A 12,528-nucleotide genomic window follows, 5' to 3' on the forward strand; every position below is an offset into this window, starting at 1 on the left:
ACATACTCCCCTTATTTTACAATTAAGAGCGTCGCTTATTTTAGTAAGCCGGCCAATTCAACTGCGGTTTTGACTTGCATCTTGTCAAAAATATGCGCCCGGTGGACTTCGACTGTACGCATGCTGATGCCTAACTGGTCGGCGATCACTTTATTCATTTTTCCGAGCAAGATCAAATCCAGGACTTCACGTTCGCGCGCGGACAGTCTTGCCAGGCGTTCGTGCACGGCGGCCTCTGCGATGGCTTCTCTTGATTGCGCCAAAGCTCCCTGCACTCTGTCCATTAACTTATTATCGTTAAATGGCTTTTCAAAAAAATCGAAGGCACCGCGTTTCAGCGTATCGACCGCCATTGGTACATCACCGTGCCCAGTCAAAAATATGACGGGTAAGCGCCGGGTCACTTGGCGAACGGTCAGCATGTCAAATAAGGTTGTACCACTGATGCCCGGCATACGCACATCAAGCAAGATGCAGTCGCCTTGCGGATCGTATTGCAGAGGATGATCCAGCGCTGCCAAGAATTTTTCTGCACTGTCGTAGCTGGTCGCCACAATATTTCTGGAGCGGGCTAACCATGACAGGGCATCTCTGATGACTTCTTCGTCATCGATAATATGAAGCATGCAGTCTCCAGTAGACGATTGAGGAGCGTGAACGCTCTCTTTAAATGGGCAATAAAAATCTAAAGATAGTACCACCAGCGGGATTGTCATGATGGCTAAGCACGCCGCCGTGGAATTCGATCGCGGTACGGCAGATTTTTAAGCCCATGCCCATGCCGCTAGGCTTGGTAGAGAAAAATGGTGAAAATAATTGTGCCGCCACTTCGGCAGAAATACCATGACCCTGATCGATCACTTCTACCGCAATATAGTGACCCGGAGTGACGTGATTCGTGCTGTGATTCGTGCTGTGACTCGTGACGTGATTCGTGACATCGGTAGTGCTGACATCCTGCTTGTCATTGCCATGTTCTGTCCGCGCGACGATCCGCAAAATACTGCGCTCAGGTGGCGAATGCTCCATCGCCTCAATGGCATTACGCGTCAGATTGAGTATGACCTGCTCTAGCAAAATCCGATCCGCTTGCACCATCGGCAAGGGCTCCGCGATGGTGTACTGAATGTTGACATACGAGGCTTGCGCTTGCAATTCCACCAATGGCATCACGCTTTGCAACAGCGCGGCAATACTGACCGGCTCGCGGCTGGATTCTCGTTTCTTCACAAAATCGTGCACGCTATGGATGATGTGTCCTGCACGTTGCGCCTGCGCGTTGGCTTTTTCTAACGCGCTTAAGAGCAATGATTGCAGTGGCGTCTGATCAGGTGTCGTTGAGTTTGTTTGCGGATTATCTTGATTATTCTCTTGTGATGATTGCAGCAAATTGATAGCGCCCGTGGTATAGCTGGAGATTGCTGCCAATGGCTGATTCAGCTCGTGCGCAAGGATCGATGCGATTTCACCCATAGTAGCTAAGCGAGCACTGGCGTGTAGCATCTCTTGCTGTTGCCGTGTCAGTTCCTGAGCGCGTTTGAGTTCAGAAATATCGAGAATAGAACTCATCCAACCGGTTTGCACACCGTTCTCATCCACTAGCCGAGACTCGTAAATCAGCACGGGAAAACGCTCACCACTAGCACGTTGATAAATCGTTTCAAACCCTTCTGACGGCACCGTACCTGCCAGCAATTGAGTAAAACGATGGCGATATTCTTCAAACGCTTCTGGTGCCCAATACGGCATCGGTGGCAATCTGCCGACGATGTCTTCTGCAGGATGTTCCACCATTTTACAAAATGCAGGATTGACGTAAGTAAGCCGGCCCTCCATATCGCGCGCGCGCAAACCGGTAATCAGAGAATTTTCCATCGCGGTTCTGAATGCGACTTGCTGGCGCAAAGCATCTTCTGCCGCCAGCCGACGATTAATGTCACGCCATAGCGCCAGCAAACTCCAGATCAGTCCAAACGACAATAATATGACGGACAGCACCAATAAATTAGAGAGTAATTTAGGTTCACTCTTATTACTATTAGTACGCAAAATCAGTGTCACGTTTGGTAAATCTAACGGGCGATTATGGGTGTAAACGTTTTTGCTGGAGCCCCCTGCTGCACGTTTTGCATAAACTTTTTCGTCAAGATCAATTAACGAAATTTCATTATCCTGTGCGAACCACCAGGGCACCATCTCTTCCAAAATACCTGATAAATAATAAGTAACAATGATGCTGCCCGCGTACTGGCGGTCGCTTACTAGCGGGATCTGACAGCTCAGTAAATACGTATTTTTTTTATTCTGGTCGAGTAGAGGTTGCATACAGCGAGTTTTCTGATCGATATTTACCGGGGGGATAGAATTTCCGGCACTGATATGCGCGCGCTTTGGGAATAAGTTATCTGTATTAGGCAGTGGATACCCTGATGTCGATGTAATGATGGCATTATTGTTGGCAAACAAATCAATGCGCTGGATTTCGTGATTGCTTTTTAGTATGGAGTTGAACCGATCTAATGCGGCTAACGGAACTAATTTTTTTGTGCCTATCTCAGCGCCTATTTGCCGCAGTAAATCGTCGTTACGTAAGAACTGAAACTGGATTGCTTGCTCAACCCACAGCGTATCCGCAATCAATTGTTCCTGGCGTTCATTGGTCTCCATCTTTTGCGCTTGCAATGGCAGCCATATCAATGTGGTAACAAATAGACTAACCAGTAAAATGGGTAAGAGCCAACGCCATTTCTGGTTAGGCCAAGTTTTAGATTTAACAAAAGTCATCATAGTGGTGCTAGTTTAATGAATTCTTTGATTGGTATGAGCATGATTGATGTATCGTTTCGTCTCAGCTCAACTGTGGTTATCCACACTTGTAGAAACAATGCAGCCCCCGAATAATCAAAGAACAAAAAAGTTATACCAATACATCTGGAGACCGGTATGAAATTCAAATCGCGGCTGTACATCGTGGTAATGGCGGCTGCTTGCTGTCTGCCGTCTGTCCTCATTAGCACTGCGTTTGCACAAGCACCTATCGTTATCAAGTTTAGTCATGTGGTTGCTAGTGACACTCCAAAAGGTAAGGCTGCTGAGCGCTTTAAAGAACTGGCAGAAAAAAATACGCATGGTCGTGTCAGAGTGGAACTGTATCCCAATAGTACTTTGTATAAGGATAAAGAAGAATTAGAGGCGCTCCAACTCGGTGCTGTGCAGATGCTGGCGCCATCTCTGGCAAAGTTTGCCCCTCTGGGGGTTAAAGAGTTTGAGGTATTTGATTTGCCCTATATTTTTCCGTTTAAAGATGCTCTGTATCAGGTTACTGAAGGACCGATTGGTAAAGCGCTGATGCAAAAATTAGAGCCAAAAGGAATTACAGGATTAGCTTTTTGGGATAACGGATTTAAAGTGATGTCCGCTAACAGGCCGTTACATATGCCTGCTGATTTTAAAGGATTGAGAATGCGTATTCAGTCCTCTAAAGTATTAGATGCGCAAATGCGTGCTCTCGGTGCTAGCCCACAAGTATTAGCTTTTTCCGAGGTATATCAAGCTTTACAAAATGGTGTCGTGGATGGAACAGAGAATCCACCATCCAATATGTACACACAAAAAATGCACGAAGTACAAAAGTACATGACCATATCAAACCACGGCTACCTTGGCTATGCGGTCATTGTGAATAAAAAATTCTGGGACAGTTTGCCAGTGGATATACGTAGCCAGCTAGAAGCAGCGATGAAGACGGCAACGTCTTATGCCAACGCGATTGCGGATCAAGAAAACGGACGCGCAATTGACGCGATCAGAAAGTCAGGGAAAACCACGATTTATGAGCTTACACCGCAAGAAAAAGCTGAATGGCGTAAGGCTTTATTGCCAGTGCAGACGGAGATGGAAGTACGCATTGGTAAAGAGTTGATCGAGTCTATTCGTAAAGTCTCTATGACAGGTGTCAAATAGCATTTGTATCTTTATGATGCGGAAAAATCACCAAAATAGCGCTTTTAACTGAGTGCCGTAGCCTACAAACAGCTTTTATTTTGTAGACGATATTTATAATTTTTTACTATAGGGGATCAAATTTTCCCTTCCGATTTTCGATTGGATTCTAATAAAAAATGGAAAAAAATGGTTTTTTCAAATCTAAATATGGGCACTGTCTTTTTTTATTTGAAGAAGTTTGTATTGTCCAGTAGATTTTAAAGTCAATCTCAGTATTTATACTTATATGCAACAACGCCCCGATTTTGTGCGAATTTTATACGATTTTGGTTTGAAAGCCAGTGTGTTAAGTGCTATATTCTTGGCAGATCAAAAGTTATCAAAGAAAATAAAGAGAACGAATTTACAAGGCGGTAGTGCAAAAAACGGTATTCATGCCGTACACACTGAGGAGACACGCGTTTTACTACAAGCTGAGTGCTAAAAGAGTGAGCTAGCGCTAAACAGCCCGAAACGCGAAAGATGTTTTAAAGGCGCATCCCAGATGCGCCTTTTTTCTTTGTTCTAATTGTTTTTCTTTTTGTTTATTCTTTGCCAGGGATTACGATGCAAGACGACAGAGAAACCGGATTATTCTCCGCTATTGTGCACGCCCCGTTCGGTGCAATCGGTATTCGCACCGAGTCGCAGTTGATCAGCGAATTGGTCTATCTCCCTCCTCGCTTCTCAGAAAAATCGGCGACCGATAAGATCGCAGATAAAGCCGCACAGCAAATTACCCGTTATTTTGCGCAAGCCGATTTTAAATTTAATCTTCCCCTAAAACCTGTTGGTAGCCTGTTTCAGACCAAGGTCTGGCAAGCAATCGCAAGTATTCCTCGTGGCGAGGTCAGAACTTATGGCCAGATTGCGAAGCATATCCAATCAGTACCGCGCGCCGTCGGACAAGCTTGCGGTGCAAACTGGTATCCTTTGATTATTCCATGCCATCGGGTGACTGCCGCAGGTGGTTTGGGAGGCTTTGCACACCATGATGATGAGACAGGATTCCATCTAGGTGTAAAGCGCTGGTTGCTGGCACATGAAGGCGTGTCAGATACGTTTACCAAATCAATTCAGGAGACTTTGTGGAAGTGAGAACGGTAAAAGTTAAATCGGCCACTGAACCCCCGGTTGCTATCGTTTTGCCTGCACAAATACAAGAACAAATTGATCAGTTTTGCGATACTCTCTGGTTGGAAGATGGTCTCGCAAAAAATTCTTTAGAAGCCTATCGACGCGATCTGCGTTTTTTTGCCGAGTGGTTATACAGTAAGCATCAAAAGCATTTGTATCAGGCAGACGACAATCATATTTCAAGCTATGTCGCGCAAAAATACATAGTGTCGAAGGCGACTTCTGCCAACCGCCGAGTTACTGTTCTGAAACGTTTTTATCAACTTGCGTTTCGCCAAAATCTAGTCAGCACGAATCCCTGTACCCGTCTGAAATCGGCTAAGCAAGCGACCCGTTTGCCACATACTTTAAGCGAGGCACAGGTAGTTGCGTTGTTGCAAGCGCCAGACGATAGCACCACCTATGGTTTGCGCGATCGTACGATGCTGGAAGTCTTATATGCCTGTGGTTTGCGCGTGACAGAACTAGTGTCTTTACGGTCTATCGAGGTGAGCTTAAATGACGGCGTATTGCGCATCACCGGCAAGGGCAATAAAACCAGATTAGTGCCGTTTGGAGAAGTCGCCAGAATGTGGATAGAGCGTTACCTCAGCGAAGCCAGAGCCCAAATCCTTAACGGGCAAGTAGACGATGCGTTGTTCGTCACCGCCCGCGGTGGCGCAATGACACGCCAGATGTTTTGGATACTGATAAAAAAATACGCAGCGCAAGCGGGCATACTGGTACCCTTATCCCCACACACTTTACGTCACGCGTTCGCCACCCATCTGCTCAACCATGGCGCCGATTTGAGGGTTGTACAATTACTGCTAGGGCATTCGGATATCTCAACTACCCAAATTTATACGCATGTAGCGAAAGAGCGTTTGAAAAAGCTGCATGCTTTGCATCATCCACGGGGTTAGTGTTTATAGATTTTAAACTGAGCAAGATTTTGAATTCCGTGTCGTTTTAGATTCAATATACCAATAAAATCGGCCCATTCAAAAATATGAATGAGCCGTTTAATTCAGCTTTTATATTTTTCAAATCAGAAGTATGAGATAAGCATCTAAATAAAGTTTTAGATAATTCGCCAGATGCCAGTTTTCGATATTAATTTTGCCGTAGTTAAAATCTATATTCGTAACTCAGTTTTAAAACGCGATCACGAAGTGGCGGGTTAGTTAAACGTACATTAGTGATGGCATGACGTTTGAAAAGATTACCCACGTTTAATACAATCGACTGGTTTTTGAAACCCTTATATTGCAACGAGAAATCTACCGTTGTGTCTGCGCCTAGACCGCAATCAGTTGCTGGAATGCCTCGATCTTCACAGCCTTGTATGGAGTTGTTGCTGTCATATTTATTGTCGTTAAGTGAAGTAGCACTAGCGTATTTTATGCGAGTGCCAGTTACCCAATTGCCGCTTTCTAGCGATATTTTTCCTACTCCTACAAAACGATAATTTTCGTAATTACCAACTAAATTTTCAGTATAGTCATTAACGTTTTCATCCCAGCCACGGTAGTCCAAATTATAAGTGGCCTCCATACCAACCATTAATTTATTACTCCCTAAATCCCATCGGGTGGACATGTCAAGATCAATACCAGATACGCGAGTTTTATTCAGATTTTCATATCGAGATTTGATCACAGACAAAGTTCCAGTTGTGAACTGAATATCTTTTCCAGACAATTGCTTTGCGCGGTCTGATGCTGCCAGGTCATCGGCACTCACAGCGTTGCGACCAACACTACCTGGAAGCTTATCTTCTTGAGCTAAAACCTGATCAATGGATTTTGTACCAATTTCATTGCGGCGCTTTATATTGAAATAGTCAATTGCAATGTTGAAATGCTTGTTCGGTTCAAACACAAAGCCAAGTGTATAGCTCTTTGACTTTTCTGCTTCCAAATCTTTATTGGGTACTATCAACAAGCCAGCGCTTGCAGAGCAGCCTGAATCACGAATGCGTAAGCCATCGGATACATCAATGGCATTACCTGTTTTCAGTACGTTATAGAGTTGGGTAGCTGTCGCACAACGTTTTGGATCATTCAGACTATTTTGAAAAGCAGATACATATCCTTTTCCAGTTTCTGGTAAGTTAGGTGCCCGGAAACCCTCTGCTGCAGTACCGCGCAATAGCAATGAATCAGATACTTTATAGCTTAAGCCAAATTTAGGAACTAGCGAAGCCTCTGCGGTAGATGCTTTATCTGCGCGCAAAGCAAAGCTTGCCTCCAGTTGTTTAGTTATAGGTGCGTTTAACTCAACAAATGCGGCGCCGAGCGTACGACTGCCTGAAATGTCAGTAGAGCCGAAACCAACAATTTCTGCGTTTAGAATATTGTCAGTTGCAAGTTGCTTAAATGTTTCGCGTCGTAAATCGACGCCAACTGCGATACCCAGTGGCCCCCCCCGGAAGATTCATCAGTTCACGCGTTGCTTTTGCATCAGCAAAATGCGTAGTTGATTCACCGTTAAACCCGACATAGGGGAACATGCGGAGTAGTAAATCAGCGCTGTTTGTTCCACCGAATTTGTATTCACCGCTATTGATAGCGTTCAGGTAGCCGTTAACACTTTTGGGCCCACGTTGTCTCATCTCGGCTTTAGAACCCATAGTTCCGATGGCCGCATTCCAATCCCAGCCAGATGTAGTTCCTTCTAAACCAGCGACGACACGATACTGAGATGCTTCTGCTACATTCTTGAAAATACTGACGTCGTCTGCATAGCGGTAGCGTAGTTGAACTGGTGCGCCAAACGGATTAAACGGATTGTTAGCAGGCAATAGAGGTTCTGTATATCGCGCAATTGTGCCAGTTTTTGCGTTGTACCAAGTCGATGCCGCACCCGTATACTGCATGATTGGCGGCGTACTATTGTAAGTAGTTTTTGTTTTAGAGTACTGCACTTCACTAAATGCCGTTACATCGTTTGACAAATTTAATCGCCCACTTGCGAGTAAGTTGACTCGATCAGCAGCTGGACTTTGTTCAACACGAGCCCATTGGTCGAAGCGGCAAAGACCACCCTCAATATTCTCAGGAGTACAACCTGACGCAGGACCGGTAATACCTTTGCCAGAGGTTTTGATGAAGTTTCCTGGGTAGGCGTAAGTTGATCTTACTCCAACGTTTGGATTCACATATGCGGCAAACCAAGGATCGACCTTATCTAATATTGAACGAGTCGTGAAAGCATCACGTTGAAATAACTCGAGGTGAGCAAATATGTTGAAGCCATCTTTGTTTAGTTCGCCAAGACCACCGGTGATCGATAAGATTTTTTCCTTATCGGTCGAATTATTTGTACCAGCTCGTTGTATTCCAGCATTGAATTGCAATCCCTTAAATTCTTTTTTTGTGATGATGTTGATAACGCCGGCGACAGCATCAGAGCCATAAATTGCAGATGCGCCATCTTTCAAAATTTCAATACGATCAATCACTGCAGCAGGAATTGTATCGATATTAACGAACGTTTCTTGCGCGCCATCTGCAAATCCGTAGTTAGAGACACGACGGCTATTCAACAAAACCAAAGTAGATGATTTGCCCAATTGACGAAGTGAAACGCCAGATGCGCCTCCAGCAAACGAGTTGCTGCCGCCTTTGTCACTAAGAGCTCCAGTGTTCGATGTCAAATTATCTAAAATTTCACGAACCGTATTTGCACCAGATTGAATGATTTCTTGACGACTAACGATTTGTACGGGGGACGACGTTTCGCTTTCAGTACGTTTAATATTTGATCCAGTGATCTCAATTTTTTGTACGGATTCTGTTGCTGTTTGCCCTCGAGCATAACCTGATATCACAATAGAGCCAGCGGCCAGTGTAGTTAGTGCAACTCGCACAGATCTGACTCCGATTTTTTCATTGAAAATCATCATTTTTCCTTGTTAGTTGTTGTCAATAAGTAAAACTTTTCGACGCTCCTACATAAAATAGTAGTTTGTCTAGAATTGTATATGCCCTGTATACGTTAAGTTTTCTTGTAAAAATCATGAAAAAAATCAAATCAAGAATTTTTAACACTTGAAAAAATTTTCCTTATTATGTAAGTTTTTGTAATTTATCTGTAACAATTTGTTGCGATTAAGACACAAAAACCAGTAACATTGGCTATTATTTTTAATTTTTAATGATTATTAATTAATTAAATCAACGTTTAAATTTAAATTTTATTTTTTTGTTAACAAAACAATATTTATGTAATTTAGAAATTATTTGATGTAACAAAAAATATTTCTTGCTTGAATAAAAAAACTTGATCAAAACAATCTGCACAGATGTTAATGCTTAATAAATGAGCTTTTTTGGTGCGTGGCCTATACCTTCCTTTGTGGCGCAAGAATGGCAAAAGTGCTTAATAAAAAAATCAAGGCGATATAATTGCCAATATTTAACACACTTAAAAAAGACTATTTTGGCAAAAAAAGAACATGTATCCGAGACGCAGGCGACGCAGTTCCTGCGCAAACATAAGGCGGTTTTTTCTGAACATCCCTATGCCTATGAGGAGCATGGCGGTACCGCCGTATCTGCACGCGAACTGGGTGTTGATGAGCACGCGGTCGTCAAAACCTTAGTCATGCAAGACGACGCCGCTAAGCCTTTGATTGTGCTAATGCATGGCGACTGCAAGGTATCAACCAAAAATCTGGCGCGTCAGATCGGCTGCAAGTCAGTTGAGCCCTGTAAGCCAGAGATTGCCCAAAAGCATTCAGGCTATCTGGTCGGAGGCACTTCTCCATTTGGTACAAAAAAGCAGATGCCTGTCTATGTAGAGCAGGGTATATTGACGCTGGAAAAAATTTATATCAACGGCGGCCGGCGCGGGTATCTGGTGGGAATTGCACCGCAGTTATTGGTGGAGTTGTTGCAGGCGATTTCTGTGCAATGCGCGTTAGAGGATTAAAGCCTGTATTGACTAATTTAGGGGAGTATCAGTAAAAATACCCTATATTGTTCAAATAATTATTGGACGTTAAAATATACTGTATTGAGTATATTTAATTTAAATAGAACAAAAGAAAGAATTGCATGCCTACTTTGCTCGCGGTGATTGCCGCTTACCTTATCGGGTCCGTGTCGTTCGCGGTGGTCGTCAGTCACGCTTTTGGCCTTGCTGATCCTCGTACTTACGGATCAAAAAATCCCGGTGCTACTAATGTGCTGCGCAGCGGTAATAAGGCCGCGGCAATTTTGACTTTACTTGGCGACGGATTTAAAGGGTGGTTAGCGGTCTGGCTGGCGATTAAACTGGGGCCTTCATTTGGAATAGATGACAACGCGGTTGCGCTGGTCGCAATCGCAGTTTTTATCGGACACCTTTGGCCGGTATTTTTTAAATTTGTCGGTGGCAAAGGTGTCGCGACAGCACTAGGTGTGTTGCTGGCGCTAAATCCCTGGCTGGGGCTGGCGACTTTGGCGACCTGGGTAATTATCGCGTTTGCGTTCCGGTATTCGTCCCTTGCGGCTTTAATTGCGTCAGTGTTTGCACCGTTTTATTGTTTCTTGATGTTTGGCTTGAATATCAAACTTGCTGCCGTTGTAGTGATGAGCGCTTTATTGGTGTACCGTCACTATCAAAATATCCTGAATTTGATTAACGGTAAAGAAAGTCGCCTAGGTAGTAAAAAGACCTGATCCTATCTCGCCACCGACAATTTCTTCAAAGCCTGATTGTTGATGTGTCATCTCCGTGCTGTGACAATAAGTTTGCCTCGCCATTGCACTTGATATGTCTGATAATAAAAAAGCTAGGACATACTAACAATGCAGCCTAAGCCATTTGTAGTTTTTGCTTTTTCTTTCATTCAGGAGACATACTATGATTAAGAAATTTGCTTCGTCCACAATCACCTTAGTTGCAGCCTCTTTTTTTCTACTATTGAACTCAGCCTCTGCTGCGGAGCATGGCACTGCAACAGAAGCAAAAGCGATGGTGCAAAAGGTGATTGCAGCGATGAAAAAAACCAGTGTTGATGCCACCGTTGCAGAAATCAATAAGCGTGATGGGCAGTATTCAGATAAAGATCTCTATGTCGTCGTCTACGATATGGCGGGAAAAAATTTGGCGCACTTGAATCCTAAAATGGTCGGTAAAGACATGATAGAACTCAAGGACGAAGATGGAAAATCCTTCATTAAGGACAGGATTGAGATCGCTAAGAAAAAGGGCAGTGGATGGCAAGACTACCGATTCTTGAATCCTATCAGCAAACAAATAGAATCTAAGTCGATATATGTCGAAAAATACGAAAACGTCATCATCGGTTGTGGTATCTACAAATAAACATTTTTGAGTAAGGCTATGCTTTATACATTCGGCGGATTGAGTAGCAACCGGCCGAATTAAGCCGCAGCCAGCTCATGCAAAGGCCATCGAGGCCGTACATTAAAACTATAGTCCCGCTGCGCCAGAGCAGGATTTTTTTTGAGCCTCATGGCACCCGCAAAAGCGATCATCGCGCCGTTGTCAGTACAGAATTCCAGCTCTGGATAAAAAACCTGAAATCGTTTTTTCTGTGCGGCAGCATTGAGTGCGCTGCGTAGCTGTGAGTTAGCACCGACGCCGCCGGCAATAACCAGCCGTTTCATCCCATGCTCTTTCATCGCAGTGACGCATTTTGCTACCAGTACATCCACCAAAGCATCGACAAAGCCACGGGCGATATTGGCCTTGTCCTGGTCGCCAAGCTGTCCATTAATGGCGTTCGGATGATTTTTGACGACCGTTAGTACTGCTGTCTTCAAGCCAGAAAAACTGAAATTTAAATCTTTAGAGTGCAGCATCGGACGTGGAAACTTATACGCCAGCGGATCGCCAGATTCGGCTAAACGCGAAATCGCAGGACCGCCCGGATACGTCAAGCCAAGCAGTTTGGCAGATTTGTCAAAAGCTTCGCCTGCTGCGTCGTCCAGCGTTTCTCCTAACAATTGATACTGGCCTACACCATCGACTCGCATCAATTGTGTATGACCGCCGGACACCAATAACGCAATAAATGGAAATGCTGGCGGTTTGCTCGCCAATAGAGGCGACAGTAGATGTCCTTCAAGATGATGTATGCCTAAGACTGGCTTATCCAAGGCTAGGCCAAGTCCGCAAGCAACCGATGCGCCTACTAATAAAGCGCCGGCCAAACCGGGTCCCTGGGTATAGGCAATCGCATCAATCTGGTCACGTGACAACTGCGCATTACTCAGTACCTCTTCTAATAAGGGAATGGCGCGGCGAATATGGTCACGCGATGCCAGCTCTGGCACCACACCGCCGTATTCTTGATGCATCGCAATTTGTGAGTGCAAGGCATGCGACAATAAACCGTGCTCGGTGTCATACAAAGCGAGACCGGTTTCGTCACAAGAAGATTCAATGCCAAGAACGATCATAGATTTTTTT

General features: G+C 44.4%; 11 protein-coding genes. 6 read left to right on the plus strand and 5 right to left on the minus strand.

All coding sequences use genetic code 11. The features are described 5' to 3' along the window. Window positions 1-35 precede the first annotated feature (35 nt). Together AAKU61_RS12640 and AAKU61_RS12645 are read right to left on the minus strand one after the other, a co-directional pair. Complete coding sequence (locus AAKU61_RS12640; RefSeq protein WP_354332716.1) at window positions 36-626, minus strand: response regulator transcription factor; 591 nt, start codon at window positions 624-626, stop codon at window positions 36-38. 40 nt (window positions 627-666) lie between these two features. Then, window positions 667-2,787 carry a two-component system sensor histidine kinase NtrB gene (locus AAKU61_RS12645; RefSeq protein ID WP_354332718.1) on the minus strand — a complete coding sequence of 707 codons (2,121 nt, stop codon included), beginning with the start codon at window positions 2,785-2,787 and terminating at the stop codon, window positions 667-669. 156 nt (window positions 2,788-2,943) lie between these two features. Between AAKU61_RS12645 and AAKU61_RS12650 the strand changes: the two genes are divergently transcribed. From AAKU61_RS12650 to xerD, 3 genes are all read left to right on the plus strand, one after another. Beyond that, window positions 2,944-3,963, plus strand: a complete 1,020-nt coding sequence (locus AAKU61_RS12650) for a TRAP transporter substrate-binding protein (RefSeq protein ID WP_503012610.1) — start codon at window positions 2,944-2,946, stop codon at window positions 3,961-3,963. Between the two features lie 588 nt (window positions 3,964-4,551). Continuing rightward, window positions 4,552-5,082: a methylated-DNA--[protein]-cysteine S-methyltransferase gene (locus tag AAKU61_RS12655; protein WP_354332719.1), complete on the plus strand. Its 531-nt coding sequence runs from the start codon at window positions 4,552-4,554 to the stop codon at window positions 5,080-5,082. 41 nt (window positions 5,083-5,123) lie between these two features. Next, window positions 5,124-6,026 (plus strand): site-specific tyrosine recombinase XerD, encoded by a 903-nt coding sequence (xerD, locus tag AAKU61_RS12660; RefSeq protein ID WP_354332770.1) that lies wholly within the window; start codon window positions 5,124-5,126, stop codon window positions 6,024-6,026. A 205-nt stretch (window positions 6,027-6,231) separates the two neighbouring features. Here the strand turns inward: xerD and AAKU61_RS12665 are convergent, their stop codons facing one another. Both AAKU61_RS12665 and AAKU61_RS12670 read right to left on the minus strand, forming a co-directional pair. Next, complete coding sequence (locus tag AAKU61_RS12665) at window positions 6,232-7,539, minus strand: TonB-dependent receptor domain-containing protein (protein ID WP_354332772.1); 1,308 nt, start codon at window positions 7,537-7,539, stop codon at window positions 6,232-6,234. Continuing rightward, window positions 7,478-9,007, minus strand: a complete 1,530-nt coding sequence (locus tag AAKU61_RS12670; RefSeq protein ID WP_354332721.1) for a TonB-dependent receptor plug domain-containing protein — start codon at window positions 9,005-9,007, stop codon at window positions 7,478-7,480. Before AAKU61_RS12670 ends, AAKU61_RS12665 begins: the two co-directional genes overlap by 62 nt. A gap of 539 nt (window positions 9,008-9,546) precedes the next feature. Between AAKU61_RS12670 and ybaK the strand changes: the two genes are divergently transcribed. From ybaK to AAKU61_RS12685, 3 genes are all read left to right on the plus strand, one after another. Continuing rightward, a complete protein-coding gene (ybaK, locus tag AAKU61_RS12675; protein WP_354332722.1) occupies window positions 9,547-10,038 on the plus strand; it encodes a Cys-tRNA(Pro) deacylase in 492 nt (163 codons plus the stop codon). 125 nt (window positions 10,039-10,163) lie between these two features. After that, entirely contained in the window at window positions 10,164-10,769 is a 606-nt protein-coding gene (plsY, locus tag AAKU61_RS12680; protein ID WP_354332724.1) for a glycerol-3-phosphate 1-O-acyltransferase PlsY, read from the plus strand. Between the two features lie 184 nt (window positions 10,770-10,953). After that, the gene (locus tag AAKU61_RS12685; RefSeq protein WP_354332726.1) at window positions 10,954-11,418 is read left to right on the plus strand and encodes a cache domain-containing protein; all 465 of its coding nucleotides are present in this window, start codon (window positions 10,954-10,956) and stop codon (window positions 11,416-11,418) included. A 59-nt stretch (window positions 11,419-11,477) separates the two neighbouring features. On the opposite strand, the gene tsaD is transcribed toward AAKU61_RS12685, so the two are convergent. Next, complete coding sequence (gene tsaD, locus AAKU61_RS12690; protein ID WP_354332728.1) at window positions 11,478-12,518, minus strand: tRNA (adenosine(37)-N6)-threonylcarbamoyltransferase complex transferase subunit TsaD; 1,041 nt, start codon at window positions 12,516-12,518, stop codon at window positions 11,478-11,480. Between the last annotated feature and the right edge of the window lie 10 nt (window positions 12,519-12,528).

Origin of the sequence: Undibacterium sp. GrIS 1.2 (assembly GCF_040544435.1) — a bacterium.
Lineage (GTDB): Bacteria > Pseudomonadota > Gammaproteobacteria > Burkholderiales > Burkholderiaceae_D > Undibacterium.

What these genes read in the sequence shown, in the direction of transcription:
- plsY (WP_354332724.1), top strand. Translation starts at nt 10,164, where the DNA reads ATGCCTACTTTGCTCGCGGTGATTGCCGCTTACCTTATCGGGTCCGTG.
- AAKU61_RS12670 (WP_354332721.1), bottom strand. Translation starts at nt 9,007, where the DNA reads ATGATTTTCAATGAAAAAATCGGAGTCAGATCTGTGCGAGTTGCACTA.
- tsaD (WP_354332728.1), bottom strand. Translation starts at nt 12,518, where the DNA reads ATGATCGTTCTTGGCATTGAATCTTCTTGTGACGAAACCGGTCTCGCT.
- AAKU61_RS12685 (WP_354332726.1), top strand. Translation starts at nt 10,954, where the DNA reads ATGATTAAGAAATTTGCTTCGTCCACAATCACCTTAGTTGCAGCCTCT.
- AAKU61_RS12640 (WP_354332716.1), bottom strand. Translation starts at nt 626, where the DNA reads ATGCTTCATATTATCGATGACGAAGAAGTCATCAGAGATGCCCTGTCA.
- AAKU61_RS12645 (WP_354332718.1), bottom strand. Translation starts at nt 2,787, where the DNA reads ATGATGACTTTTGTTAAATCTAAAACTTGGCCTAACCAGAAATGGCGT.
- AAKU61_RS12650 (WP_503012610.1), top strand. Translation starts at nt 2,944, where the DNA reads ATGAAATTCAAATCGCGGCTGTACATCGTGGTAATGGCGGCTGCTTGC.
- AAKU61_RS12655 (WP_354332719.1), top strand. Translation starts at nt 4,552, where the DNA reads ATGCAAGACGACAGAGAAACCGGATTATTCTCCGCTATTGTGCACGCC.